Here is a 26673-nt window from a genome sequence, read left to right as displayed (position 1 = left end):
CTAGCCGGAACCGGCATGACTGGTTACATGGCCCGCCACCTCATCACCCCCGCGCAGGATTCGGCACCTCATGGACATTCGCCTCGGCCTCACGTTCGACGACGTGCTCCTCTATCCGGGCGAATCGGACGTGCTGCCGAGCCAGGCCGACACCAGGACCCGGCTGACCCGCGGCATCGCGCTCAACATCCCGATCCTGTCGTCGGCGATGGACACCGTGACCGAAGGCGCGATGGCGATCGTGATGGCGCAGCTCGGCGGGATCGGGGTGCTGCACCGCAATTTGTCGCTCGAGGAGCAATGCGCCGCGGTGCGCCAGGTGAAGCGGTTCGAGAGCGGCATGGTCGTCAACCCGATCACGATCGCGCCGAGCGCGACACTGGCACAGGCCCGCGCGCTGATGACCGAGAACCGGATCAGCGGCATTCCGGTGGTCGAGGCGAACGGCCGGCTGGTGGGGATCCTCACCAACCGCGACGTGCGTTTCGCAGGCAATCCGAACCAGCCGGTCGCCGAGCTGATGACCCACGAGAACCTCGCCACGGTATCGACCGACGTCGGCCAGGAAGAGGCACGCCGGCTGCTCCACCAGCGGCGCATCGAGAAGCTGCTGGTGGTGGACGAGGCCTATCGCTGCGTCGGGCTGATCACCGTGAAAGATATCGAGAAGGCGGTGATGTACCCCGATGCGACCAAGGACGCGGCGGGGCGGCTGCGCGTCGCCGCGGCGACTACGGTCGGCGACAAGGGCTTCGAGCGGACCGAGGCGCTGGTCGATGCCGAATGCGACCTGATCGTGATCGACACCGCGCACGGCCACAATCGCGACGTCGCCCGCGCGGTCGATCGCGTGAAGAAGCTGTCGAACGCGGTGCAGGTGGTCGCGGGCAACGTCGCCACCGCAGCGGCGACCCGCGCGCTGATCGACGCGGGCGCGGACGGGATCAAGGTCGGGATCGGGCCGGGCTCGATCTGCACCACGCGGGTAGTCGCCGGCGTCGGCGTGCCGCAGCTGACCGCGGTGATGGACTGTGCCGAGGAAGCCGCCAGGGACGGCGTGCCGGTGATCGCCGACGGCGGCCTGCGCACCTCGGGCGACATGGCGAAGGCGCTGGCGGCGGGCGCGTCGACGGTGATGATCGGATCGCTGCTCGCGGGCACCGAAGAGGCACCGGGCGAGACCTTCCTGTATCAGGGCCGCGCGTATAAATCCTATCGCGGGATGGGCTCGGTCGGCGCAATGGGCCGTGGGTCGGCGGATCGTTATTTCCAGGGCGACATCAAGGACCAGCTGAAGCTGGTGCCCGAGGGGATCGAGGGGCAGGTCGCCTTCAAGGGGCCGGCGCGCGACGTCATCCACCAGCTGGTCGGCGGGGTGAAGGCGGCGATGGGCTATACCGGCTCGGCGACGATCCCCGATCTGCAGCAACGCGCCCGCTTCATCCAGATCACCGGCGCGGGCCTGCAGGAAAGCCATGTCCACGACGTGACGATCACCCGCGAGGCGCCCAATTATCCGACCCGCTGATTCGGCGCGTTTCACGATCCGCGTGTGACGTTCTACAGGGACGCATGATTTCAGCTTCCAGCGCCGCGCGCGCTTCCATCCGATGACCCCGGCCGCACGGGCGCAGGCCGCGATCGACCTGCTCGACCAGATCATCCTTGCCGCGCGCGAAGGCGGCGCGGCGGCGGACACGCTGGTCGCACGATATTTCGCGACGCGACGCTATGCCGGATCGAAGGACCGGCGCGCGGTCCGCGAGCTCGTCTATGCCGCAATCCGCGGCGCCGGCGATCTGCCGCCGAGCGGCCGTGCGGCGTTGATCCGCGTCGCCGCGGACGATCCCGCGCTGGCGGAAAGCTTCGATGGATCACCCTATGGTCCCGCTCCGATCGCGGCTGACGAGCCCGTCGCGGCGCCCGGGATCGCGCCGAATTGGCTGGTCGATCTGCTGCTGCGGTCGGGGATCGCGCGCGCCCAGATGCCGGCGCTGATCGACCGCGCGCCGCTCGACGTGCGGGTCGACCCTGCGAAGGCGACGCGCGACGAGATCATCGCCGCCATCCCCGATGCGACGCCGACCCCGCACGCCCCGGACGGTGTAAGGCTGCCGGCCGGCACCAACGTCGAGGCGCTGCCTGCGTTTGCGACGGGCGCGATCGAGGTGCAGGACGAGGGCAGCCAGATCGTCGGCGCCGCGCTTCGGGCGCTACCGGGCCAGCGCGTCGTCGATCTCTGCGCGGGGGCGGGGGGCAAGACCCTCGCGCTCGCCGCGGCGATGTGCGGCGAGGGCGCGATCCTTGCCTGCGACACCGATCGCGGCCGGCTGTCGCGGCTGCCGCCGCGTGCGGAGCGGGCAGGGATCGGGATCATCGAGACGCGGCTGCTCAACCCCGGTCGCGAGGCAGAGATGCTGGCTGACTGGCGCGCGGAGGCCGATGGCGTGCTGATCGATGCGCCCTGTTCGGGCACCGGCACGTGGCGCCGCAATCCCGAAGCGCGGTGGCGGCTCAGCCCCGATCGGTTGGCGCGGCTACGGGCGACGCAGGGGCATGTGCTCGACATCGGCGCGGCCTTGGTCAGGCCGGGCGGTGCGCTGGTCTATATCGTCTGTTCGCTGCTCGACGGGGAGGGCGCAGACCAGGTCGCGCTGTTCCTGGCGCGGCATCCGGGCTGGGCGGTCGATCCGCTGACGCTGCCCGCCGGCCGGCCGCACCGCGACGGTGTCCGTCTCGACCCCGCAAGCGACGGCACCGACGGCTTTTTTGTCGCGCGGCTAACGGCGCCATGCTAGCCAGCCGCATTGTGCCAGTTTCGGAGACGATCATGCGCGTTTCGTCCGTCGCCCTTGCCGCCGCGTTGACCATCGTCTGCGTGTCGACCTCGCTCACCGCGCAGCGCCCGGACGACCAGATCGACGCGCGCTCTTTGCAGTTGCTAGCGCAGGGCAAGGCGGCGCGTGCGGCCGGCAATTTCGACACCGCGACCGATCTGCTGGAGACCGCGGTCGCGGTCGATCCGCGCAACCGCTCGGCGTTCGTCGTGCTCGGCGAGGTCGCGACCGCGCGCGGGCTGCCGGGCAAGGCGATCCGGCTTTACCGCGAGGCGCTGCTGCTCGAGCCCAACGACGTCGTCGCCTTGGGCGGTCAGGGGCAGGCGATGGTCGCGAAGGGCGCGGTGACCCGCGCGCGCGACAACCTCACCAAGATCAAGACGCTGTGCAAGGGCGCCTGCCCGGAGGCGACGCAGCTCGCCGCAGCGATCGCGAAGGGCCCGCCGATCGCGACCGCGCAGGTCGAGACGAAGCCGGCGGTCTCCAAGGAGTAGGTTGGCGCCCGGCGTTACCCAACCGGCGCATCAGCCCCGATCGACCTCCCGCGCCAGATCTACGAACTCCGCCACCGACACCGTCTCCGCACGGCGCATCGGGTCGATCCCCACCACCTCCAGCGCGGCGAGCGCGCCCGGCACGCCCTTCAGGCTCTGGCGCAGCATCTTGCGGCGCTGGCCGAACGCGGCGGCGGTGATGCGTTCGAGCACCGCCATCGCTACCCCCGCCGGCGCGTCCGTCGGCAGGATGTGGACCACCGCGGACATCACCTTGGGCGGCGGCGTGAAGGCGGAGCGGTGGACCGGCATCGCGATCCGCGCGGTGCTGCGCCACTGGGCGAGCACCGCCAGGCGGCCATAGGCGTCGTCATCGACGCCCGAGACGATGCGGTCGGCGACTTCCTTCTGGAACATCAGCGTCAGCGATCGCCACCAGGGCGGCCAGGGCCCCGTCAGCCAGCCGACCAGCAGCGCGGTGCCGACATTATAGGGAAGGTTCGAGACGATGTGCGGCGACCCCGCGAACAGCGACGGCGCGTCGATCGCGAGCGCGTCGCCCTCGATCAGGGTCAACATGCCGGGATAATGATCCGCCAGCTCGGCGAGTGCGGGGATGCAGCGCCGGTCGCGCTCGATCGCCGTCACCCGCGCGCCGGCCCCGAGCAGCGCGCGGGTCAGGCCGCCGGGGCCGGGGCCGACTTCGAGCACTTCCGCCCCCGCCAGGTCGCCGGGCACCGCCGCGATCCGCGCCAGCAATTGCCCGTCGAACAGGAAGTTCTGCCCGAGCGCCTTGCTGGCGGTAAGCCCGTGGCGCGCGATCACCTCGCGCAGGGGCGGCAATGTCACGCCGCCGCGCGCGCACGCCGATCGGCGGCGTCGCCCGCCATCGCGATCGCGGCGATCATCGCCCCCGGCTCCGCCTGGTTGCGCCCCGCGATCCCGAAGGCGGTGCCGTGATCGGGCGAGGTCCGCACGATCGGCAGGCCGAGCGTGATGTTGACGCCTTCGTCGAAGTGCAGGGTCTTGATCGGGATCAGCGCCTGATCGTGATAGCAGCACAGCGCTGCGTCGTAGCGTAGCCGCGCTCGGCCATGGAACAGCGTGTCCGCCGCGAACGGGCCGGTCGCGTCGATTCCCTCGGCGCGGAGCTGCGCGATCGCGGGCTCGATCAGCTCGATCTCTTCACGCCCGATCGCGCCGCTTTCGCCGGCGTGCGGGTTGAGCCCTGCGAAGGCGAGCCGCGGGGCGTCAATGCCGAAATTGCGCGTCAGCCCGCGTGCGGTGGCGCGGCCCTTGGCGACGATCAGGTCGATCGACAGCAGCGCGGGAACGTCGGCGAGCGGCACATGGGTGGTGATCGGCACCACCCGCAGCGACGGGCCGGCGAGCATCATTACCGCGTTCTCGCCCGCGATGCCGCAGCGTTCCGCGACGAATTCGGTTTGTCCCGGATGGGTGAAGCCGATCGCGTAGAGCTGCGACTTCGATACCGGCCCGGTGACCAATGCGCGCGCCGCGCCCGACCGCACCAGTCCGGCGGCCAGCTCGAGCGAATGCAGCGCGCAGCGGGCGCCCTCGACGTCGGGAACCCCCGGGACGATGTCGCCCGCATCCTCGACGGTGAGGATCGGCAGCGCGTCGGGAAAGTAGTGCGCCGCGTCGGTCAGGTCGCTGATCGGTGCGATCGGGCCGTCCCACACCCGCGTCACCGCACGGGCGTCACCGACCGCGACGAAATCGGGCAGGCCGTGGACCTTGCGCAGGCTCCACGCCTTGGCGACGATCTCGGGCCCGATCCCCGCAGGATCGCCCAGCGACACCGCGATCGGTGCCGTGACGGTGGCGCGCAAGCCGTTCACGGGCGCAGCCTCACCGATACTCGATCACCGCATCGCGCCGCAGATCGCGCAGCTTGCCCTGCGCGCGCAGGTTGACGCGCTGCTGTTCGAGCTGCCCCTGGATCGCTTCCGCCTTCGGCAGCTCGCCGGTCTTGGGATCGTCGCGCCCGCACAGTACCAGCGACCGCACTCCTTCCTGCGGCGACCCGAACGGCGGCGTCGCCTGCCCGATCTGGAGCTTCAGCATGATGTCCTGCAGCGGCGCGGGCAGATCGCGGACCCGCACGGTGTCGTTGTCGACGACCTCGGCACGGATCGTCGCCGCGATCTTCTCGACGGTGCCGCAGCCCTGGATGGTCTGCACCGTCTTGGCGAATTCGGCGGCGCGCGCGGTAGCGTCGGCTTGCGAGGTGTTGGCGGGGAAGCGCACCGTCAGCTGCTTCAGGCTCAACCGGGCGTCGCGCGGATCCGCGGTCAACACCGCGCGCTTGTCGGTCAGATAGAGGATCGAATAGCCGCCGGGCGTCTCGATCGGCCCCGCAACCTGGCCGATCTGCATCTGTTGGGTAGCCTCGGCGAGCTGTTCGGGCAGCGTGTTCAGCCGGATCCAGCCGAGATCGCCGCCGACGCCCTTGGTCGAGGCTTCGGAGAAATTGCGCGCGTAATATTCGAACGGCTGCTGCGCCTTCTGGATCTCGCCGATCAGCTGGCGTGCATTGGCGAGCACCTGCGCGTTGTTGCTGCCGTCGGTCCCGAGATAGATCTCGTGGAGGTTGTACTCCGCGGTGCCCTTGGCTTCCTGCAGCCGGTCCATGATCGCCTTCACCTCGGCATCGCCGACGTTAACGAACGGCTCCACCTTGCGACGGAGGTAACGCTGCCAGGCGAGCTCGCCTTCGATCTGGCGCTTCAGCGACCGCTCCGACGATCCGCTCTCGCGCAGATAGGTGCGCATGCCCGCAGGCGTGCGCTGAAAATTCTTGGCGATGCGATCGAAGCTCTGGGTGAGTTCGTCGTTGGTGATCGTGATCTCGTTGGTGCGCGCTTCCTGTATCTGGAGCGTCTCGTCGATCAGCTGACGCAGCACCTGGAAGCGCAGCCGATCGCGTTCCTCGGTGGTCAGCTTGGCGGCGTTGTTGGCGGCGGCGATCAGCGCGACGCGCTGGTCGACGTCGGTGCCGGTGATCACGGTGTCGTTGACGATCGCGGTCGGCTTGCGGACGTTCGGGTCGAGCTTGCCGAAAATCTGGAGATTGGTCGGGATGTCCAGGTTGGTCTCGGGCACCGACTGGTCGGGCACCGTCTGCGCGATCGCCGCGGAGGCGAGCGCCGTCAGGATCACGGTGCCGATCATCCGGCCCTTGCGTGCCGCCGGTCGAAAGTCATGCGTCAAAATCTCGTGCCCTCATCATCGCCCGACCCACCCGGTCGCACGTGCGCTGCCGAATGCGGAAATTCAGCTGAACCGGGGCTTAGCGACCGAGATTGGTCAACGCCAGCGTCAACAGGAAGCTGTTGCCGGCGCGCGCGTCGCCGGTCGCCTGATAGTCCCGGCGCCAGGCGACCCCGAGCCGCAGGCAATCGTCCTCATATTGGACACCGATGCGGTGGCGGACCGGATCGAAGCCGTCGGACAGCGACAGCACGTCTTCTTCGCGGTCGGTGAGATCGACCACCGCGGAGCCGAACGCCGACCAGAATTTGGCGAACTGCACACGGCCGCCGATGCGGAGCTCCTCGCGATCCTGAAGGTCCTCGATGTTCACGTCGATGTCGCGATTGAGGCGAAGATAGCCGAGCAGCAGATAGGTGGCACGCGAGCCGATCGTCGCGTCGAGCTCGTTGCGGCGGATCGCGAAACCGTCCTTGTCGAGCCGGTAACGATGGGTGATCGAGACGAGATCGTGGAAGCGAACCTCGGTGCGGCCGACGAAATCGGACCAGCGGTCGCTCAGCCCGGTGCCGTCGGGAAGGATCGTCGGGCGGGTCGACAGCCGATAGCTCTGGCCGATCGTGGCATCGATACTGATTCCGGGCAGCGTCGCGCCCCATTGCGCGCCATAGGTCACGCGCGAGCTGTCCTCGAACCGGTCGTAGCCGGGGAAGCGATTGAGCGAGAACAGGTTGCTGTCGTCGAGGTCGACCGCGCGGCTGTCCTCGTTGGGCAGCGACAGGTTGGCGACGCGCGGAGCGGCGACGATCTGGACGCGCGGCGTGAAGCGCTGGGTGCCGCCCAGGAATTCGCCGACGAACGGCCAGCGCACGTCGGCGGCGAGCGCGCCGATCGCGCGGGTGTGGAATCCCTCGATCCCGCGATAGCTCTCCACCGCCGTCGTCAGCGTGTCGTTGGTGTTGTACGCATCGCCACGCGCGAAGGCGGTGAAGGTTACCTCCTGCCCCCAGCGGGTCAGCTTGCGCAGATCCCACCGTGCGCTCGCGAACGCGCGCTGGGTGTCCTGGCCGTCGGTGCGGGTCAGCGCGAGCGAGTTGACCTGGAGCATCACCCGCCCGCCGAACCCGACATCGTCGATCCGCCGGCGATAATCGATCTCGGGCAGCGCGATCGGCTGCAAACCCTGGTCGTCGTTGACCCTGAGTGTCTGCACCGCCCAGCCGTTGATCGCGAAATAGCTGTTGGCGTCGATCCGCTCGACGCTGATCGTCGAGCGCAGCCGATCGTCGCGCGAGATGTCGTAGCGGCGCAGGAAGGTGCGGTCGGTGGTCACGCGGAGTGAACCCGAAATGCTCCAGGTCGGCGACAGCTGATACCGACCGATGCCGTCGATATAGCCGCGAAACGCGTTCTCGGTGTTGGTCGGCGTCGCGGTCTGCAGGTCGTCGCTGCGGCGGCTATAGGTGCCCAGTGCGGTGACGCGGAACGCGCCCTCTTCGCTGAGTGCGCTATATTGCGTCTCGAGCATCGGCAGCACGCCGGTGAAGACGTGCGGGGTGATGATCAGTCCGCGATTGGGCGCCAGGCGAAAGTAATAAGGGGTCGCCACTTCCAGCCCGTTGACCTGCCGGTAGCGGATCGTCGGGGTCAGCAGCCCGCTTTCCGAGCCGCCGCCGATCGGATTGGAGAAGTCGGGCAGCGGGATCGGCGGCAGCCCGAACAGGTGGAAACGGCCGCCCTTGTAGTAGATCCGGCTGCGATCGGGGCGATAGGTGACGCGGACCGCGGTGATCTTCCACGACGGTTCCTTGGGGCAGCCATCGCCGGTCGTGACCGCGCAGGGCGTATAGGCCGCGCTCTCCATCTCCAGCCTGCCGTCGTCGAAGCGGGTGCCCTTGGCCGCGGCCAGCCGGCCGCCCTGTTCGAGCACGACGAGCATGTTCTGCACCGCGCCGTCGCGCAGCGAATCGGTCAGTTCGATCGAATCGCCATAGGCGATGTCGCCCTCGGGATTGGTGACCGCGATGTTGCCGGTGGCGACGACCTTGCCGGTCTTGCGGTTCCACACCACCTGATCGGCGCGCAACCGGTTGCCCTCGCGGAACATCCGCACGTCGGTCTTGGCGGTGACGATGTCGGCGTTGGTATCGTATTCCAGCGCACCCGCGCTGAACTGGACCTGGTCGTCGGGCGTCGGCGCGACCGGCGGCGGCGGCGGGGCCGCGGGGCGGTCCTGGAAATCCTGCGCGGCGGCGGGAATGCCCGCGAGCAGGGCGACGGGCAGGGCACAGCCGGCCAGGAGGCGTAGACGCAACACGATTCCCGACCAACCCCATTCAAGACGGTGCGACCGCCCCGAACGGCGACACCATAGCGGGCCTATCGCAATTTCAGCGGCTTGCTGCAATCGCGCGCTTTGCCACGCGCGCCGGCTGGCCTAGAGCGACCGGAATTCGTCTTATCTTCGAGGCCTGCCATGCACATCCGTTTCGTAACCACGGCGCCCGCCGACGCCGCGATCATCGCGCTGCCGGTCGGCAAGGATGGCGTCGATCGCCTCGACTGGACCCGCTTCGGCGCGTCGGCGGCCGCGATCGGATCGGCGGCGGCACGCGCCGGGCGCTTCGCCGGCGATGCCGGTAGCGTGCTCGAGGTCTTCCTGCCGACCGACGGCGGCGTGCGGCAGCTGCTGCTGCTCGGTATCGGCAATGGCGACGAGGCGGCGTGGGAGAAGGCGGGCGGCGCGCTCACCGCGCGGTTGCTGACGTCGGGCGCTGCGGAGGTCGTGGTCGATCTCGCCGCGACGGCGGATTCGCCGACCGCGAAGGCGGCGGCGCGGTTCGCCGCCACCGCGCACCAGCGCGCGTGGCGCTACGACGTGTATCGCACCAAGCTGGCGGAAAAGGCCAAGCCGACGCTGGAGACGATCACGATCGCGGGTGCGCCCGCGGGCACCGACGACGCGTGGACCAAGGTCGATGCGGTGACGCAGGGCATGGCGCTCACCCGCACCTTGGTCTCGGCACCGCCCAACATCCTCTATCCCGAAAGCTTCGTGGAATGGGTGACGAAGGACGTCGAGGGGCTGGGGCTCGAGATCACCGTGCTCGGCGAGGACGAGATGGCGGCGCTCGGGATGGGCGCGCTGCTCGGGGTCAGCCAGGGTTCGCGGCGCGAGGCGCGGCTGCTCGCGCTGAAATGGGCCGGCGCGGGTGCCGAGGATCCGACGGTCGCGCTGGTCGGTAAGGGCGTGACGTTCGACACCGGCGGCATCTCGATCAAGCCCGCCGCCGGCATGGAAGACATGAAGTGGGACATGGGCGGTGCCGGCGCGGTCGCGGGCGCGATGAAGGCGATCGCGACGCGCAAGGCGAAGGCCAACGTGATCGGCGTCTGCGGGCTGGTCGAGAACATGCCGGACGGTGCCGCGATGCGCCCGGGCGACGTCGTCACCTCGATGTCGGGGCAGACGATCGAGGTGCTCAACACCGACGCTGAGGGGCGGCTGGTGCTCTGCGACGCGATCACCTGGGTGCAGAAGACGCATGCCCCCGACACGATCGTCGATCTCGCGACGCTGACGGGGGCGATGATCGTCGCGCTCGGCAACGAACATGGCGGGCTGTTTTCGAACAACGACGCGCTGGCCGGGCAGCTGATCGCCGCGGGCCTGGCGACCGGCGAGAAGCTGTGGCGCTTTCCGCTCTCGGATACTTACAACAAGATCATCGATTCGCAGATCGCCGACGTGAAGAATGTCGGCCCGCGCGGCGCCGGATCGATCACCGCGGCGCAGTTCATCCAGCGCTTCGTCGAGGAGGGCGTCGAATGGGCGCATCTCGACATCGCCGGGATGGTCTGGTCCGACAAGGCGGGAAGTGTCCACGACAAGGGCGCGACCGGATACGGCGTGCGCCTGCTCGACCGCTTCGTCGCGGACAATTTCGAGGGTTGAGCATCGGGCGGGGAGCGGGAGCGTGAAGGTCGACTTCTACCATCTGACCGCGACCCCGCTCGACCGCGCACTGCCGCAGATCGCCGAGAAGGTGGTCGGCAGCGGCGGCCGGTTGCTGATCGTCGCGGGCGATCCGGTGCAGCGGGTCGCGATCGATCGGCTGCTGTGGAGCTATGCGCCCGACAGCTTCCTGCCGCATGCGGAACAGGGTGCGGGCGACGACACCGCGCAGCCGATCCTGATCGCGGGCGAGGTCGACGCCGCCAATCGCGCGCGCAACATCGCGCTGGTCGACGGCGTCTGGCGCGACGACGCGCTCGATTTCGACCGCGCCTTCCACTTCTTCGACGACGACGCGATCCGTGAGGCGCGCCTTGCCTGGAAAGCGCTCGGCGAGCGCGAGGGCGTGGAGCGGCGCTACTGGAAGCAGAACGACGCCGGGCGCTGGGAACAGGCCGCCTAGCTTGCATCCGGGTCGCCCTCCGCCTAGGGGAGCGCCACTTTTCCACCGCCTCACATCCAGGAGCCCGTGACCATCATGGCCGCGAACCGTACCTTTTCGATCATCAAGCCCGACGCAACGCGTCGCAACCTGACCGGCGCGGTCACCAAGATGCTGGAAGATGCCGGCCTGCGTGTCGTCGCCTCCAAGCGCATCCACATGACCCGCGAGCAGGCCGAGGGCTTCTACGCGGTGCACAAGGAGCGGCCGTTCTTCGGCGAGCTGGTCAGCTTCATGATCTCGGGCCCGGTCGTCGTCCAGGTGCTCGAGGGTGAGAACGCGATGCAGCGCAACCGCGACATCATGGGCGCGACCAACCCCGCCAATGCCGAGCCCGGCACGATCCGCAAGGAACTGGCCGAGTCGATCGAGGCGAACACCGTGCATGGATCGGATTCGGACGAGAATGCCGAGATCGAGATCGCCTATTTCTTCAAGCCCGAAGAAATCGTCGGCTGATCCGGTGACGGGTTCGCCCGTCTGGCGGCTGCGGCGCGCGTCGACCGCCGACGCGCCCGCGGTCGCGATGGTGGCTCAGGCGAGCTTCCTGGAAACCTTCGCCGGCATCCTCGCGGGCGCGGACATCGTCGCGCATTGCGGCAAGAACAGCTCGCCCGCCGCTTTCGCCGCCTGGGCGGGCGACCCGCGCGCGGCGGTTACGCTGGCCGAACATGCCGATGGTGCCGCACCGATCGGCTACACGCTGCTGGTGCCGCCCGACCTACCGATCGCGCTATCCTCCACCGATATCGAGTTGCGCCGCATCTATGCGCTGTCGCTGGCGCACGGCACCGGACTGGGGCGGGCGATGATGCAGCGCGCGATCGACGACGCACGAGGCATGGGGATGACCCGGCTCCTGCTGGGGGTGCTCGGCCGCAACACGCGGGCGCGCGCGTTCTACGAACGCGGCGGCTTCGCGGTGGTCGGCGAGCGGCAGTATCTGGTCGGCAGCACGCTGTACGACGATCTGGTCTACGCGCTGGATTTGTGAGGGCGTAACCTTCGGGCAAGTACCCCGGCGAAGGCCGGGGCCCAGTCGCGGAGGTGGACGTAACCACGCAACGCCTCTGCCAATCTGCGTCGCTTAACTAAGCCCCGGCCTTTGCCGGGGTGTGACTTTGCTGGGGCGAGCATCTCAGCGCCAACTTGTGCTCCCGCGAAGGCGGGAGCCCAGTACTGGGTCCCCGCCTTGGCGGGGACACAAGGGAGGGTCGGCTACCGCTTCCCGCTCGCGGGCTTGGCCTTGGCCCAGGCCGTGTTCAGCCCGGCCACCGTCGCGGATCGATCACGCAGGCGGAAGTCGGTGATCTTCAGCGACCGGCCGAGCAGCACCCGCCCGCTGGTCTGCCAGACGATGTCGTACAGCGCGGTGCGCGACGCCTTCACGTCGTCGACGCTGTAGTCGTAGCGGACCAGAACCGGCAGCCGTCCCTCGGCGTCGTCGGCGCCGCCGTCGGTGAGTTTCAGCAACGCCGGCGCGAACCAGTCGCGGTCGATGCGGTGGTCGACCGCATCCTTCGGCGCGACGCCGAGCGCGGCCGGGAAGGTCACGCTGACGTCGCCGAGCGCGTGGGTGTCGTCGCGGAGCAGCTTCACCGCGGCACCGCCGTCGATCACCTGACCTTTCAGCTCGAACCGGATCCGCTCACGGGTCTGGCTCGCTTGGGTTGCGACCTTGTCGGCCTCGTCGGCACGCCGATCGGACCAGTTGCTCCACAGCCCCAGCGCCGCGATCACGACGCCGGCGATCGCGAGGACTTCGGCGAGCGTCACCCAGCGGCGGCGGGTCGCGGCGGCCTCGCGGCGTTCGGCCGGCGTTTCGTTGCTCATCGCCCGCCCGCCTCCAGCAGCCGGCGCGGCGCGGCGAGTTCCCAGCTGCGCGCGATCCGGTCCTCGACCAGCGGCCAGTCGAAATCACCGGTCAGGTCGACCGCCACCCACCCCGACGAGGCGAGATAGGCGGGCAGCGAATAGGTTTCGGGCGCGGCCTCGACCAGCATACCCTGCTCGTCGTCGCCGCCGGTCCGCACGCAGACCACGTGTCGTCCGTCGCCGTGATGATCGTCACGGACCTGCGCGAACTGCTTGCCCGCGACGAAGAAGGTCGGTTGCCCGTGGCTGACGCGCTCCTCGGTCTCCGGCATGGCGAGCGCGACCTCGCGGATCCGGGCGAGGACGTCCACATGGTTGTCGGTCATCGGCGCACGAACTCCGCGAGGATCCTGGGATAGAGCCGATGTTCGGCGATCAGCACGCGCGCGGCAAGCGCGTCGGCATCGTCGCCCGGCAGGATCGGCACCAACTCCTGGCCGAGCACCTCCCCCGCATCCAGTTCCTCGGTGACGACATGGACCGAACATCCCGCCTCCGCGTCCCCCGCCGCGATCGCGCGGGCGTGGGTGTCGAGGCCCTTGTACTTCGGCAGCAGCGACGGGTGGATGTTGACGATCCGACCGCGCCACGCCGCGACGAACGCGTCCGACAGCAGCCGCATATAGCCCGCGAGCGCGATCACCTCGACCTCGGCATCGCCGAGCGCAACGTTCAGCGCGGCTTCGTAGGCGGGCTTGCCGATGCCCTTGGGCGACAGCGCGAAGGTCGAGAGGCCATGGTCGCGGGCCCAGGCGAGACCGGCGGCGTCGGGCTTGTCGGAGGCGACCAGCGCAACGTCGATACCCGCCTCCACCAGCGCCATCATGTTCGATCCGCGCCCGGAAATCAGGATGCCGACGCGCTTCGTCACGCCGGTGTCATTGGGCATGCGTGGCGGTCCAGTCGCCGCGCGCGCTCCACGTCTCGGCCGATCCGCTGACGGTGCAGCCCCTGGCGCCCGCCTCGATCCGTCCGATCGCGTGAACCGCCTCGCCGCTCGCGGACAGCGCCTCGGTGACCTCCGCAGCGTCTTCGGCCGCGACGATCACCGCCATGCCGATCCCGCAGTTGAAGGTCCGCGCCATCTCCTCGGGCTCGATGCTGCCCTGCGCCTGCAGAAACGCCATCAGCCGGGGCTGTTCCCACGCGTCGGCGTCGATCACTGCGTGAGTCTGTTCGGGCAGCACCCGCGGGATATTCTCGAGCAGCCCGCCGCCGGTGATGTGCGCGAGCCCCTTGATCCGCCGCGTCTTCAGCAGCGGCAACAGGCTCGATACGTAGATGCGGGTCGGTGCCATCAGGTGATCGATCAACAGCTTGTCCTGATCGAACAGCGCCGGCCGATCGAGCTTCCAGCCGCGATCGGTGGCGAGGCGGCGGACTAGGGAGAAGCCGTTCGAATGGACGCCGGAGGAGGCGAGGCCGAGGATCACGTCGCCCGCGGCGATATCGCGCCCCGTCAGCACCGCATCGCGTTCGACCGCGCCGACGCAGAAGCCGGCGAGGTCGTAGTCTCCCTCCGCGTACATGCCCGGCATCTCCGCGGTCTCGCCACCGATCAGCGCGCAACCGGCCTGTTTGCAGCCCTCCGCGATCGAGGCGACGACGCGCTCGGCGATCCCGCCGTCCAGCTTCGCGCAGGCATAATAATCGAGGAAGAACACCGGCTCGGCGCCCTGCACGATCAGATCGTTGGCGCACATCGCGACCAGATCGATCCCGACGCCCTCGTGCCGGTCCCATTCGATCGCGAGCTTCAGCTTGGTGCCGACGCCGTCGTTGGCGGCGACCAGCAGCGGATCGACGAAGCCCGCCGCCTTCAGGTCGAAAAAGCCGCCGAAGCCGCCGAGATCGGCGTCGGCGCCGCTCCGCCGGGTCGACCGGGCGAGCGGACCGATCGCGCGGACGAGCGCATTGCCCGCCGCGATCGAGACGCCGGCATCGGCATAAGTATAGGGTGCGGCGGGCGTGTCGGTGGTCATGCGGGACGCTGCTATCGATATCCCGCTTGGATTTCCACGTCTGGTTCGCCAAAAGGCCGCGGATGCGTGTCCGTCCCCCGTCGACCCTGCTGGCGATCGCCGCGCTTCTCGCCGGGGCCGCCGCGATCGCGCAGATCGATACCGGCCAGTCCGAGGGCGGCAAGGGGGTCACCCCGATCGACAGCTCGGGCAGTTACGAGGTCAGCGGGATCACGGTCGACGTCGCCGCCAAGACCGCCGATGCCGCGCGATACGGCGGTTGGCGACTGGCGCAGCGCAAGGCCTGGGGACAGTTGTCCAGCCGGCTCGGCGCGGGCGGCGGATCGGTTTCCGACGGCACGCTCGACCAGATGGTGTCGGGGATCGTCGTCGAGAACGAACAGATCGGCCCGACCCGTTACATCGCCAAGCTCGGCGTGTTGTTCAACCGCGCGCGGGCGAGCAGCCTGCTCGGCATCTCGGCCTATGCGGATCGCTCGCCGCCGATGCTGGTGATCCCGTTGCAGGTGTCGGGCGGGGTCGCCACCGCGTTCGAACGCCGCAACGACTGGCAGGAGGCGTGGGCCCGGTTCCGCACCGGCAACAGCAGCGTCGACTATGTCCGTCCGTCGGGCACCGGCGCCGATTCGCTGTTGATGAATGCAGGGCAGGTGTTGCGGCCCGGGCGGGGCTGGTGGCGGACGATCCTCGATCAATATGGCGCCGACGACATCCTGGTGCCGACCGTGCGGCTGTATCGCACCTATCCCGGCGGGCCGGTGATCGGCGTGTTCCAGGCGCGGCACGGGCCCGACAATCGCGAGCTCGGCAGCTTCACCTTGAAGGTCGGCACCGCGGCGGGTCTGCCGCAATTGCTCGATGTCGGGGTCAAGCGGCTCGACGAGCTGTACCAGCGTGCGCTCAGGGGCGGCGCGCTGCGCCCGGACTTCAGCCTGCAACCGCCGCCGGCCCCGACGCCGGAGGTGATCGACGAGGTGGCGGTCGACGACGACTTGACCGACGTGAGCGGGGTGCTGACCACCACCGGTCAGGAGGTGGCGATCACGATCCAGTTCGACACCCCGACCGCGTCCGCAGTGGCGAACACCGAACAGGCGCTGCGCGCGATCCCCGGCGTGAAGTCGGCCGCGACCACCAGCCTGGCGCTCGGCGGGGTGTCGCTGCTGCGGGTCAGCTTCGACGGCAGCCCCGACACGCTGCGCGCGGCGCTCGAGTCGCGCGGCTATCAGGTGCTCGGCAGCGGGCAGACGATCCGCATCCGCCGCGCGCCCCGCCTGGTGCCGCCCGATCTGCCCCCGGACGGCGCGCCGACCGGATGAGCCAGATCGCGCTGCCGCTCGCCTGGCCGGACGATCCGCGCGCCGACGCATTCCTGGTCACGCCGTCGAACGCCCGCGCGGCCCACCAGCTCGAACATTGGGGCGCATGGCCGGTGATGGCGGCGGTGCTGACCGGCCCGCGCAAATCGGGACGCAGCCTGCTCGCCCGCATCTTCGCCGCAAAGAGCGGGGGCACGATCATCGACGACGCCGAACGGCAGAGCGAGACCGCGATCTTCCACGCCTGGAACACCGCACAAGCGGAGCGGCGGCCGCTGGTGATCGTCGCCGACGCGGTGCCGCCGGAATGGGCGGTAAAGCTCCCCGATCTGCGGTCGCGGCTGGTCGCGAGCACGCATGTCGCGATCGGCGCGCCAGACGACGAGCTGATGCGCGCGCTGTTCACCCACCTGTTCGCGCGCCGCGGGCTCGATGCGCGCGCCGACCTGATCGATTGGCTCGCCGCGCGCGTGGAGCGGAGCCATGTCGCGATCCAGCGCGTTGTCGACGTGCTCGATCAGGAGGTGCTGGAACGACGCAAGCGGCTATCGATACCGCTCGCCCGGACCACGCTCGCCGAGGCGGGCATTGTCACGAGCCAGCAATCCTCGCAGCCTAGAACCGACCGATGACCCGTCCAGCGCACATCGCCCATCTCGCCGATCCCGATGACGATCCCTTCGGTCCGGAGGCGAGCGATCGTTATTTCAATCGCGAACTCTCCTGGCTCGCGTTCAACCGCCGCGTGCTGGAGGAGGCGTGCAATCCTGCGCATCCGCTGCTGGAGCGGCTGCGCTTCCTGTCGATCTCGGGGTCGAACCTGGACGAATTCTTTATGGTCCGGGTCGCGGGGCTGAAGGGCCAGCAGCTGAAGGAGGTCGACCGCCGCTCCGCCGACGGGCTCACCGCCGGGCAGCAGCTGGGCGCGATCACCGAGGAAGCCGATGCGCTGATGGCGAGCCAGCAGGCGGTGTGGGGCGACCTGCGCAACGCGCTCGACGAGGCGCGGCTCCACGTGCTGCGTCGCGACGAGGTGGATGCCGAGGCCACGGAATGGCTGGAGACGCATTTCCGCGAACAGATCTTCCCGATCCTCACCCCCCAGGCGCTCGACCCCGCGCACCCGTTTCCGTTCATTCCCAACAAGGGACTGTCGGTGATCTTCGACCTGGTCCGCCGATCGGACAAGGAGCCGGTGCGCGAGCTGGTGATGCTGCCGGTCAGCGCTGCCCGCTTCGTGCGGATTCCCGGGGAGCCTGCGCGCTACGTCACCATCGAATCGATCCTCAAGCGGTTCGCGCCGCTGCTGTTCCCGGGCTACGAGATCGGCGGCGCCGCGGCGTTCCGGGTGCTGCGCGACAGCGACATGGAGATCGACGAGGAAGCCGAGGATCTGGTCCGCTACTTCGCCAACGCAATCAAGCGCCGCCGCCGCGGCCGGGTAATCCGGCTCGAGCTCGAGACCGGCATGCCGGAGGCGCTGGCCGCGGTGCTGAAGAGCGAGCTCGGCAAGACCGATGCGATCATCACCGAAAGCGGCAATCTGCTCGGGATCGGCGATCTCGACACGATCGTCGACGAGAACCGGCCCGACCTGAAATTCCCGCCCTACGTCCCGCGCTTCCCCGAACGGATCCGCGAGTTCGGCGGCGATTGCTTCGCGGCGATCCGGGCGAAGGACATCATCGTCCACCACCCGTATGAGAGCTTCGACGTGGTGCTCGAATATCTCAAGCAGGCCGCGATCGATCCCGACGTCATCGCGATCAAGCAGACGCTGTACCGCGCGGGCAAGCAGCCCGCGGTGATCAATGCACTGATCGCCGCGGCCGAGGCGGGCAAGTCGGTCACCGCAGTGGTCGAGCTGCGCGCGCGGTTCGACGAGGAACAGAACATCTACTGGGCGTCGGCGCTGGAGCGCGCCGGGGTGCAGGTGGTCTATGGCTTCCTCGAATGGAAGACCCACGCCAAGGTATCGATGGTGGTGCGGCGCGAGGGCGGCAAGTTCCGCACCTACTGCCATTTCGGCACCGGCAACTACCACCCGGTCACCGCGCGGATCTATACCGATCTCAGCTTCTTCACCGCCGATGCGCGGATCGGCCGCGATGCCGCGCAATTGTTCAACTACGTCACCGGCTATGTCGAGCCGGTCGACATCGCCAAGGTCAGCCTGTCGCCGCGCGACCTGCGCAGCGACCTGCTCGCGCTGATCGATACCGAGATCGCCAATGTCCGCGCCGGGCTGCCCGGTGGGGTGTGGGCGAAGATGAATTCGCTGGTCGATCCGGCGATCATCGACAAGCTGTACGAGGCGAGCGGCGCGGGGGTCGAGGTCGAGCTGATCATCCGCGGGATCTGCTGCCTGCGCCCCGGCGTGCCCGGCATGTCGGAGAACATCCGCGTCAAATCGGTGATCGGCCGCTTCCTCGAACACAGCCGCATCTTCGCGTTCGGCAACGGCGCGGCGCTACCCAACGACGGCGCGCGGGTGTTCATCTCCTCGGCGGACTGGATGCCGCGCAACTTCGACCGCCGGGTCGAATATATGCTGCCGATCGAAAATCCCACGGTACACGATCAGGTGCTCGACCAGGTGATGGTCGCGAACCTGATCGATACCGAACAAAGCTGGGAGCTGGAGCCGGATGGCCGCTATGTGCGTGACGAGCCCGGCGACAAGCCGTTCAACCTGCATCGGTATTTCATGATCAATCCGTCGCTGTCCGGCCGCGGTGCGGCGATCGGCGCCAGCGATGCGGTGCCGACGCTCTCGCTCAGGCGCCGCCGCTAGGTGGCATTGTTCTCGCGCAGGACGGCCGCCGACCCGGCGGAGGCGCAGCCGCGCACCGCGATCATCGATATCGGGTCGAACTCGATCCGGCTGGTGGTGTATCAGGGCCATCCGCGGCTACCCGCTATCCTGTTCAACGAAAAGGTCATGGCCGGGCTCGGCCGCAGCCTCGCGACGACGGGCACGATCGACCGCTCGTCGTTCAAGGCCGCGGTCGCGGGACTGGCGCGGTTCGCGGCGGTCGCGCGCGAGATGGAGGCGGCGGTCCGGACCGTCGCCACCGCCGCGGTCCGCGATGCGTCGAACGGCCCGGCGCTGATCGCCGCGGCGGAGGAACTCGGGCTGAAGGTCGAGCTGCTGTCGGGCGAGCAGGAGGCGGTCGCGGCGGGGCAGGGGGTGATCTCGGCACTGCCCGAGGCGGACGGGATCGTCGGCGATCTCGGCGGCGGCAGCCTGGAGCTGGTGCGCGTCGTCGCCGGCACGATCACCGACCGGGTCTCTTTTCCGCTCGGCGTGCTGCGGATCTCGGCATTGCGCGCGCGGCGCGACAAGGCGTTCGAGCGCCACGTCACGCGGCTGATCCGCGATGCGGGCTGGGCGGGCCGGGGCAAGGGGCTGCCGGTCTATATGGTCGGCGGTTCGTGGCGGGCACTCGCCAAGCTCGACATGATCGACTCGGGGTATCCGCTGCCGATTATCCACGGTTACACGCTGTCGTCGGCGACCGTCGTGCGGCTCGGTCGCGTCATCTCGCATCTCACCAAGCCGCGGCTGCGCGCCATCTCCGGCCTGTCGTCGGGCCGCGCGACGACGCTCGGCGACGCGGCGGCGCTGCTGTCGGTGCTGCTGCGCGAACTCGGCAGCACCACCGCGATCGCGTCGTCGTTCGGGCTGCGCGAGGGGCTGCTGTACGGCAACCTCGATGCCGAGACCCGCGCGCTCGATCCGCTGATCGTCGGCACCCGCGAGGAGGGCAGGCTGCTCGGTCGCTTCGCCGAACATGGCGACCTGCTCGACCGCTGGATCGCGCCGCTGTTCCCCGTCGAGCCGGCGGCGCACGCTCGCATCCGCCACGCGGCCTGCCTGCTCGCCGACGTCGGCTGGCACGCCAACCCGGATTTCCGCGCCGAACGCGGGGTCGAGATCGCGCTGCACGGCAATTGGGTCGCGATCGACGCCGCCGAACGCGCGATGCTCGCCCAGGCGCTTTACGTCAGCCTGGGTGGCGGGGCGGTTCCGCCGGAGCCGCTAGCGGTGCTCGCGTCCCCGGCCGACCTCGCGATCGCGGCGCGGTGGGGGCTCGCGATCCGGCTCGGCCAGCGACTGTCGGGCGGCATCGCCGCGCCGCTGAAACGCTCGCAACTCGCGCTGGATGGCGGCGGCGTGGTGCTGACGATCGAGCCGGGCGACCGTGCGCTGTACGGCGACGCCGTGGAGCGGCGGCATCAGGCGCTGGCGGCGCGGATGGGGCTGGCCGCGGTGCTGGGGTGACGGGCTAAGCTCACGCGACCGTCGTTGCGGGGACACAAGGAAGATGAGTCCGGACGCTAATCCGGTCCGCTACTCCGTCCGCGTCATCTTCAGCTTGCCGCCGATCACCGCGAACGCCAGCCGGCCCTCGACCAAATCGAGCGCGTCGCGACCGAACTGGTCGAAGCGCCAGCCCTCCAGCATCGGCAACCCGGTCCGTGCGCCCGCCGCCAGTGCCTCGAGCTCGTCGGTGCGCGCCAGCAGCTTCGACGCCACGTCGATGTCGCGTGAACGGATCTTGAGGAGCAGCTTCAGCAGGTCCGCGACCAACGATCCGTCCTTGCCGAGTCCGGGCTTGCGATCGTCGCGCGGCGGCAGTTCGTCGGCGTCGAGCGGGGCGGCGTTTTCGAGCGCCGCCATCATCCGGGCGCCGATGTCGTTCTGCGCCCAGGTCTGCGACAGGCCGCGCACCCGCGCGAGATCGGCCTGCTTGCGCGGCGGATGGCCGGCGATGTCGCCGAGCGTCTCGTCCTTCACGATGCGGCCGCGCGGCAGATCCTTGGCCTGCGCCTCCAATTCGCGCCAGCGGGCGAGCGCCTTCAGCCGGCCGAGCACCTCGGGCTTGCGGCCGGCGATCTTGACGCGCTTCCATGCCTGATCGGGATCGTTGGCGTAATTGGCGGGGTCCGCCAGCCGCTCCATCTCCTGGTCCAGCCAGCCGCCGCGCCCGGTCTTGCGGAGCCGTTCGAGCATCTTGGGGAAGATCGCCGACAGGTGCGTGACATCGCCGATCGCATAATCGATCTGCCGTTCGTCGAGCGGCCGGCGCGCCCAATCGGTGAACCGCGCGCCCTTGTCGATCTGGATGCCGAGCCAGCTGTCGACGAGATTGGAATAGCCGATCTGTTCGCCCTGGCCGAGCGCCATCGCCGCGACCTGGGTGTCGAACAGCGGATGCGGGGTCTTGCCGGTCAGATTGTAGACGATCTCGATGTCCTGCCCGCCCGCGTGGAAGACCTTCAGCACATCCTCGTTGTCGGTCATCAGGTTCAGCAGCGGCGTCATGTCGAGCCCCGGCGCCATCGGATCGATCGCGGCCGCCTCGTTGGTGTCGGCGATCTGGATCAGGCAGAGCTCCGGGTAATAGGTGCTCTCGCGCATGAATTCGGTGTCCACCGTCACGAAGTCGGCGGCGCTGAGGCGGGTGCAGAGATTGGCGAGGGTCGCGCTATCTGTAATCAACGGGTGTACGTGCATCGCACGGTCCATAGCCACACCCGTCCGCCTTGACAAAGTGCGTTGCGCACCGGAAGCGCCCGGGCTCGCACCCGCCGGCGCAACCCGGCGCGAAATCCTGACGAGAAGACCCGATCATGCACGCCTATCGCACCCATAATTGCGCCGCCCTCCGTCCCGAACAGGTCGGCGAGCAGGTCCGCGTCTCGGGCTGGGTCCACAAGAAGCGGGATCATGGCGACCTGGTCTTCATCGACCTGCGCGACCATTACGGCATCACCCAGATCGTCACCGACGTGTCGGGCCCTGCATTCACGGTCATCGAATCGCTGAAGAGCGAGAGCGTGGTGACGATCACCGGCACCGTCACGGCGCGCAGTACCGAGGCGGTGAACCCGAACCTGCCGACCGGCGGCATCGAGGTCCGCGCGACCGAGGCGGTGGTGCAGAGCCACGCCGGCGAGCTGCCGATGCCGGTCGCGAGCGACAACGAATATCCCGAGGATATCCGCCTGCGCTACCGCTTCCTCGACCTGCGGCGCGAACGGCTCCACGCCAACATCATGCTCCGCAGCCAGGTCATTACTTCGCTGCGTAACCGCATGAACGGGCAGGGTTTCACCGAGTTTCAGACCCCGATCCTGACCGCCTCATCGCCCGAGGGCGCGCGCGATTACCTGGTGCCGAGCCGGGTTCATCCGGGCAAGTTCTATGCGCTGCCGCAGGCGCCGCAGATGTTCAAGCAGCTGCTGATGGTTGCAGGCTTCGATCGTTATTTCCAGATCGCGCCCTGCTTTCGCGACGAGGATGCGCGCGCCGATCGGTCCCCAGGTGAATTCTACCAGCTCGATTTCGAAATGAGCTTCGTCACCCAGGAAGACGTGTTCGCCGCGATCGAGCCGGTGCTGCACGGTGTGTTCGAGGAATTCGCCGACTGGCAGGGGCGCGGCCGCACCGTCTCCGCGCTGCCGTTCCAGCGCATCCCCTACCGCGAATCGATGCTGAAATACGGCAACGACAAGCCCGACCTGCGCAACCCGATTCTGATCACCGACGTCTCGGAGCAGTTCCGCGGGTCAGGCTTCGGCCGGTTCGCGTCGATGGTCGAGGGCGGCGACGTCGTCCGTGCGGTGCCGGCGCCGAACACCGCGGAGAAGAGCCGCAAGTTCTTCGACGAGATGAACAGCTGGGCGCAGGGCGAGGGCTTTCCCGGGCTGGGCTACGCGACCCAGAAGGACGGCGTGTTCGGCGGCCCGATCGCCAACAACCATGGCCAGGAGGGGATGCAGGCGATCGCCGCCGCGCTCGGCATCGGGCCGAACGACGGCATCTTCTTCGCCGCGGGCAAGGAAGCGCAGGCCGCCAAGCTCGCCGGCCTCGCGCGCACGCGGGTCGGCCAGCAGCTCGGGCTGATCGACGAGTCGCGCTTCGAATTCTGCTGGATCGTCGATTTCCCGATGTTCGAATATGACGAGGACGCCAAGAAGGTCGACTTCAGCCACAACCCCTTCTCGATGCCGCAGGGCGAGATGGAGGCGCTGGAGACCAAGGATCCGCTCGATATCCTCGCCTATCAGTACGACATCGTCTGCAACGGCGTGGAGCTGTCGTCGGGCGCGATCCGGAACCACCGGCCGGAGATCATGTACAAGGCGTTCGAGATCGCGGGCTATACCCAGGCCGATGTCGACACCAACTTCGCTGGCATGATCAACGCCTTCAAGTGCGGCGCACCGCCGCATGGCGGATCGGCGCCCGGGATCGACAGGATGGTGATGCTGCTCGCGGGCGAGCCGAACCTGCGCGAGGTGGTGCTGTTCCCGATGAACCAGCGCGCCGAGGACCTGATGATGGGCGCGCCCAACTATGCGACGGCGAAGCAGCTGAAGGAACTCAACATCAAGGTGACGGTCGACGGCCCCAAGCCCGGCTGAAGCGCGTTATCGCCTCCGCAACCCCGGAGACGCGCATGAGCATTGACCTTGCCGACTATGAACGCGGCCGCCGCTACAAGGGCCATTACAAGCGCGATCTTGCCGCGCTGCAGGTGACTCTGGAGCACATCCAGGTCGCGCACATCGTCCACCACAAGGCGGCGGTGGTGATGCTCGAGGGCTGGGATGCGGCGGGGAAGGGCGGCATCATCCAGCGGCTGACGGCGCAATGGGATCAGCGCAACTACGAGGTCTATCCGATCGCCGCGCCGAGCGCGGAGGAAAAGAGCCACGATTTCCTGTGGCGGTTCCGCACCCGGCTGCCCGAGCCCGGCAATATCGCGGTGTTCGACCGCAGCTGGTACGGCCGCGTGCTGGTCGAACGGGTCGAGGGCTATGCGACGCCCGCCGAATGGCAGGCGGGCTATGCGGAAATCGACGCGTTCGAGGCGGCGCTGGTCGAATCGGGCACGACGCTGGTCAAGCTGTTCGTCCACACCAGCCAGGAGGAGCAGGACAAGCGCCTGCTCGCCCGCCTCGACGATCCGTGGAAACGGTGGAAGACCGGCCTCGACGACTTCCGCAACCGCGCACACCGCACCGATTACCTCGCCGCGATGCACGACATGTTCGCGCAGACCGACACGTCGATCGCGCCATGGCACGTCGTCGACGGCAACGACAAGAAAGCCGCCCGCATCGCCGCCCTCACCTTGGTCGCCGACCGCCTCGCGAAGGAGGTGCCGATGGCCCCGCCCGAGCTCGACCCGGAAGTGGAGCGCGTCGCGCGCGCGGCGTTGGCGGGCTGAGGCTCACTGCGCCGGCGGATCAGTCCGCCATGCTCAGTTCCGACGGCGCCGGGCCATGGACGGTCAGCCACGGCTTCACCGCGATCTCGCGTTCAATAGCGCGCGGGAGCACCCAGCGATCGTCATGCTGGTCGAACCCGGCCTCGGCATACACGCCTTGGCAGGGTTGATTGAAGTCGGTCTTGACCAGCAATCCCGACAGCGCTTCGCCCGCCCCGGTCAGACGGCGCGCATGCTCCAGCAGGGCAAATTCCATGCCGTAGCCGAACACGCGGCAGCTCAGCACGAAGTAGAGCACGCCCAACCCGTCGGGCCCGCGCTTCAGCACCAGCACCGAGATCGTGCCCATCGCGCCGAACCGGTCGGCGGCGTCGGCAATCAGCACCCACGAATCGTCACCCTCTGCGAGCGCGGCGATCTCGCGCTTGGTCACCCGGGCGCCGGTCATGTTGAACTGGTTGGTGCGGTTGATCAGATCGGTCGCGCGATCGACATCCGCCGGCGCAGCCTCGCGGATCGTCAGCGTGAGGCCGAGCTTGGTCAGCGTCGCCTCGCGCTCGCTAGCGTCGGCCTCGACCTCGCTCGCGATGAACGCCTGGCGGCTGTCGCGCTGGCGGTAGAAGTCGGTGCGGTCCGCTCCGGCCTTCGCCGGCAGCAGGTCGGCCCATAGCGACATCAGCCGCCATGTCCGCGCGTCGAGCGCATCCAGCGAGAGCACCGTCGGCAGTTCCTCCGCGACCTGGGCGCGTTCGTCGGCGCGGTCGTCGATGAAGACGAAGTCCTTCACCTTCAGGTTCAGGTGCTCGGCGATGCGCCGCATGTTGAGCGGCTTCGGATCCCAGTTGATCTGCCGCGACACGAAGTCGTCGAAGTCGAGCAGCCCCGCCTCGGGCGCCCATTTCGCCTTTACCGGATCGTTCTTGGAATTGATCGTCAGGACGATCCCGCGCGCCTTCAGCCTGGCCAGGGCGTCGTGCCGGTCGCGGTGGTGCGTCACCCCGAGGCCCTCGCCAATCACCCCGCTCCACAAGGTGTTGTCGAGATCGGATGCGATCAGCTTGCGCTTCAGCAGCCGCCCGACGACCATGACGATGTCGCGATAGCTGCTCGCCAGCAGCGCGCCGAACACCGCCGGATGCTGCAGGTCCGATCGGAACAGGAAGCGACCCGCCTCTGCCATCCCGTGCTTGCCGATGACGGCGTGTTCGTCGAGCGTGTAGATGACCTGGCCACGCTCGTTGCGCTGTTCGGCCCGCGACTTGATCGCCGCCGCCAGACGCCGCGTCGCGCGGTGGCGCAGCGGTGCGGTGCTGGCCGCCGCCATACGCTCCCGCAGCGTGCCTTCGCTCCGCAGCAGCGGCGCCGGCAGGTGCGCGACGATCGGGCAATCGAACAGGTCGGCGATCACGTCGAACGTGTCGACACCCTCGGCCACCGCGCGATCGACGGTCGCGAACGCGTCGGCAGGATTGCGGAGCACCCGCGGACGATGCAGCGCCTCGTACGAGCCGAGGAAAGCGTAGGTGAAGGGGCTGAAGAAGACGACGTCGAACCGCTCGTCGGCGAGCGCCGATACCTGCGCCTTGATATCGCGCGCGTCGTGCGAGGTGACGAAGGTCGGGACGATGCGGATGCCGTCCGCGAGCGCGGGCGCGGTGAGGAAGCTGATCACGTCGAGGAACAGGCAGTCGCCGACGAACAGCGCCTTCACCTCGGCGACCGCCTCGCCGGTGAGGGCATTGTCGACCCGGTCGAACGCCGCGTCGACGAACGGACGCGCGGCATCGTCGACCGATCGCAGGAATACCCCCCGCTCGCCAGCCAGCAACTCGGCCTCGCGCGCCTTGCGAGCCTCGGCCGGGGAGGCGGGATCGTGAAACTGCTTGGCCTTCTCCCCGATGTAGAGGCTCAGATAGGTCTCGTCGTCGCCCTCCACGGCACGCGCCAGATAATCCACCAGCGCGTGATATTCCGTCGCGGCGAAACCGGCGGGATCGGCGGCGTAGGACGTTGCGTATTTGGGCCAGCCGCCGACGAGCGCAGCGAGGCTGGCAGCGATCTCGGCGCGCTGGGCACGGAGCGATGCGCCGGCAGCCGCCCGGTCGCGTGAGGAATCTACCATGCTGTCTCCGCTGCGTCGCACGCCTGTCTAGTCCGTCGGGCGGCCAAGATGGAGAGGCTTATGCTTCTCATCGATCAACATGAGGTGCGTCGCACCCACAGGCACGGCGC

The 26673-nt window shown here is 68.7% G+C and carries 23 protein-coding genes; 13 read left to right on the top strand and 10 right to left on the bottom strand.

From position 1 onward, the window contains the following. Positions 1-70: 70 nt before the first annotated feature. The 3 genes from guaB (at position 71) to ACT009_RS04445 (ending at position 3331) form a co-directional block, all read left to right on the top strand. Positions 71-1528, top strand: coding sequence for an IMP dehydrogenase (guaB, locus tag ACT009_RS04455; RefSeq protein ID WP_445193162.1), 1458 nt, complete (start codon positions 71-73; stop codon positions 1526-1528). Between the two features lie 82 nt (positions 1529-1610). Beyond that, positions 1611-2798, top strand: a complete 1188-nt coding sequence (locus tag ACT009_RS04450) for an RsmB/NOP family class I SAM-dependent RNA methyltransferase (protein WP_445193161.1) — start codon at positions 1611-1613, stop codon at positions 2796-2798. Between the two features lie 32 nt (positions 2799-2830). Beyond that, positions 2831-3331: a tetratricopeptide repeat protein gene (locus ACT009_RS04445; protein ID WP_445193160.1), complete on the top strand. Its 501-nt coding sequence runs from the start codon at positions 2831-2833 to the stop codon at positions 3329-3331. Positions 3332-3361: 30 nt separating this feature from the next. Here ACT009_RS04445 and rsmA read toward each other — a convergent pair whose 3' ends face one another. The 4 genes from rsmA to ACT009_RS04425 all read right to left on the bottom strand — a co-directional run bounded on the left by rsmA (position 3362) and on the right by ACT009_RS04425 (position 8882). Beyond that, entirely contained in the window at positions 3362-4174 is an 813-nt protein-coding gene (gene rsmA / locus ACT009_RS04440) for a 16S rRNA (adenine(1518)-N(6)/adenine(1519)-N(6))-dimethyltransferase RsmA (protein ID WP_445194013.1), read from the bottom strand. 2 nt (positions 4175-4176) lie between these two features. Continuing rightward, a complete protein-coding gene (gene pdxA, locus ACT009_RS04435; protein WP_445193159.1) occupies positions 4177-5193 on the bottom strand; it encodes a 4-hydroxythreonine-4-phosphate dehydrogenase PdxA in 1017 nt (338 codons plus the stop codon). A 10-nt stretch (positions 5194-5203) separates the two neighbouring features. Beyond that, complete coding sequence (locus tag ACT009_RS04430) at positions 5204-6565, bottom strand: peptidylprolyl isomerase (RefSeq protein ID WP_445193158.1); 1362 nt, start codon at positions 6563-6565, stop codon at positions 5204-5206. Positions 6566-6644: 79 nt separating this feature from the next. After that, positions 6645-8882: an LPS-assembly protein LptD gene (locus ACT009_RS04425; protein WP_445193157.1), complete on the bottom strand. Its 2238-nt coding sequence runs from the start codon at positions 8880-8882 to the stop codon at positions 6645-6647. Positions 8883-9041: 159 nt separating this feature from the next. Here ACT009_RS04425 and ACT009_RS04420 point away from each other — a divergent pair, with 159 nt between their 5' ends. The 4 genes from ACT009_RS04420 to ACT009_RS04405 all read left to right on the top strand — a co-directional run bounded on the left by ACT009_RS04420 (position 9042) and on the right by ACT009_RS04405 (position 12016). Then, complete coding sequence (locus ACT009_RS04420) at positions 9042-10520, top strand: leucyl aminopeptidase (RefSeq protein WP_445193156.1); 1479 nt, start codon at positions 9042-9044, stop codon at positions 10518-10520. Between the two features lie 22 nt (positions 10521-10542). Further along, a complete protein-coding gene (locus tag ACT009_RS04415) occupies positions 10543-10983 on the top strand; it encodes a DNA polymerase III subunit chi (RefSeq protein ID WP_445193155.1) in 441 nt (146 codons plus the stop codon). Positions 10984-11058: 75 nt separating this feature from the next. Next, the gene (gene ndk / locus ACT009_RS04410) at positions 11059-11481 is read left to right on the top strand and encodes a nucleoside-diphosphate kinase (protein ID WP_445193154.1); all 423 of its coding nucleotides are present in this window, start codon (positions 11059-11061) and stop codon (positions 11479-11481) included. 4 nt (positions 11482-11485) lie between these two features. Continuing rightward, positions 11486-12016 carry a GNAT family N-acetyltransferase gene (locus ACT009_RS04405; protein WP_445193153.1) on the top strand — a complete coding sequence of 177 codons (531 nt, stop codon included), beginning with the start codon at positions 11486-11488 and terminating at the stop codon, positions 12014-12016. A gap of 224 nt (positions 12017-12240) precedes the next feature. Here the strand turns inward: ACT009_RS04405 and ACT009_RS04400 are convergent, their stop codons facing one another. Genes ACT009_RS04400 through purM form a run of 4 tightly spaced genes read right to left on the bottom strand, consistent with a single transcriptional unit; the run spans position 12241 to position 14879 of the window. Next, a complete protein-coding gene (locus ACT009_RS04400) occupies positions 12241-12855 on the bottom strand; it encodes a hypothetical protein (RefSeq protein WP_445193152.1) in 615 nt (204 codons plus the stop codon). Further along, positions 12852-13223 (bottom strand): MmcQ/YjbR family DNA-binding protein, encoded by a 372-nt coding sequence (locus tag ACT009_RS04395; protein ID WP_445193151.1) that lies wholly within the window; start codon positions 13221-13223, stop codon positions 12852-12854. Before ACT009_RS04395 ends, ACT009_RS04400 begins: the two co-directional genes overlap by 4 nt. Beyond that, a complete protein-coding gene (gene purN / locus ACT009_RS04390) occupies positions 13220-13786 on the bottom strand; it encodes a phosphoribosylglycinamide formyltransferase (RefSeq protein ID WP_445193150.1) in 567 nt (188 codons plus the stop codon). The genes ACT009_RS04395 and purN overlap by 4 nt, the downstream gene beginning before the upstream one ends. Beyond that, positions 13776-14879: a phosphoribosylformylglycinamidine cyclo-ligase gene (gene purM / locus ACT009_RS04385; protein WP_445193149.1), complete on the bottom strand. Its 1104-nt coding sequence runs from the start codon at positions 14877-14879 to the stop codon at positions 13776-13778. Before purM ends, purN begins: the two co-directional genes overlap by 11 nt. A gap of 62 nt (positions 14880-14941) precedes the next feature. On the opposite strand from purM, the gene ACT009_RS04380 reads away from it, so the two are divergent. From ACT009_RS04380 to ACT009_RS04365, 4 genes are read left to right on the top strand one after another with little or no spacing between them, the layout of a single operon-like run. Next, a complete protein-coding gene (locus tag ACT009_RS04380; protein ID WP_445193148.1) occupies positions 14942-16198 on the top strand; it encodes a heavy-metal-associated domain-containing protein in 1257 nt (418 codons plus the stop codon). Further along, positions 16195-16830 carry an HdaA/DnaA family protein gene (locus ACT009_RS04375; protein WP_445193147.1) on the top strand — a complete coding sequence of 212 codons (636 nt, stop codon included), beginning with the start codon at positions 16195-16197 and terminating at the stop codon, positions 16828-16830. The genes ACT009_RS04380 and ACT009_RS04375 overlap by 4 nt, the downstream gene beginning before the upstream one ends. Continuing rightward, positions 16827-18992, top strand: a complete 2166-nt coding sequence (locus ACT009_RS04370) for an RNA degradosome polyphosphate kinase (protein WP_445193146.1) — start codon at positions 16827-16829, stop codon at positions 18990-18992. The genes ACT009_RS04375 and ACT009_RS04370 overlap by 4 nt, the downstream gene beginning before the upstream one ends. Continuing rightward, positions 18993-20483 (top strand): Ppx/GppA phosphatase family protein, encoded by a 1491-nt coding sequence (locus ACT009_RS04365; RefSeq protein WP_445193145.1) that lies wholly within the window; start codon positions 18993-18995, stop codon positions 20481-20483. Positions 20484-20552: 69 nt separating this feature from the next. Here the strand turns inward: ACT009_RS04365 and rnd are convergent, their stop codons facing one another. After that, the gene (gene rnd / locus ACT009_RS04360) at positions 20553-21719 is read right to left on the bottom strand and encodes a ribonuclease D (RefSeq protein ID WP_445194012.1); all 1167 of its coding nucleotides are present in this window, start codon (positions 21717-21719) and stop codon (positions 20553-20555) included. A gap of 116 nt (positions 21720-21835) precedes the next feature. Between rnd and aspS the strand changes: the two genes are divergently transcribed. Together aspS and ACT009_RS04350 are read left to right on the top strand one after the other, a co-directional pair. Next, entirely contained in the window at positions 21836-23632 is a 1797-nt protein-coding gene (gene aspS / locus ACT009_RS04355; protein ID WP_445193144.1) for an aspartate--tRNA ligase, read from the top strand. Positions 23633-23667: 35 nt separating this feature from the next. Beyond that, complete coding sequence (locus ACT009_RS04350) at positions 23668-24441, top strand: polyphosphate kinase 2 family protein (RefSeq protein WP_445193143.1); 774 nt, start codon at positions 23668-23670, stop codon at positions 24439-24441. 19 nt (positions 24442-24460) lie between these two features. Here the strand turns inward: ACT009_RS04350 and ACT009_RS04345 are convergent, their stop codons facing one another. Further along, complete coding sequence (locus ACT009_RS04345) at positions 24461-26563, bottom strand: HAD-IIIC family phosphatase (protein ID WP_445193142.1); 2103 nt, start codon at positions 26561-26563, stop codon at positions 24461-24463. Between the last annotated feature and the right edge of the window lie 110 nt (positions 26564-26673).

Source organism: Sphingomonas sp. Tas61C01, assembly GCF_052567495.1.
This window is presented reverse-complemented; position numbering and strand designations above follow the sequence as displayed.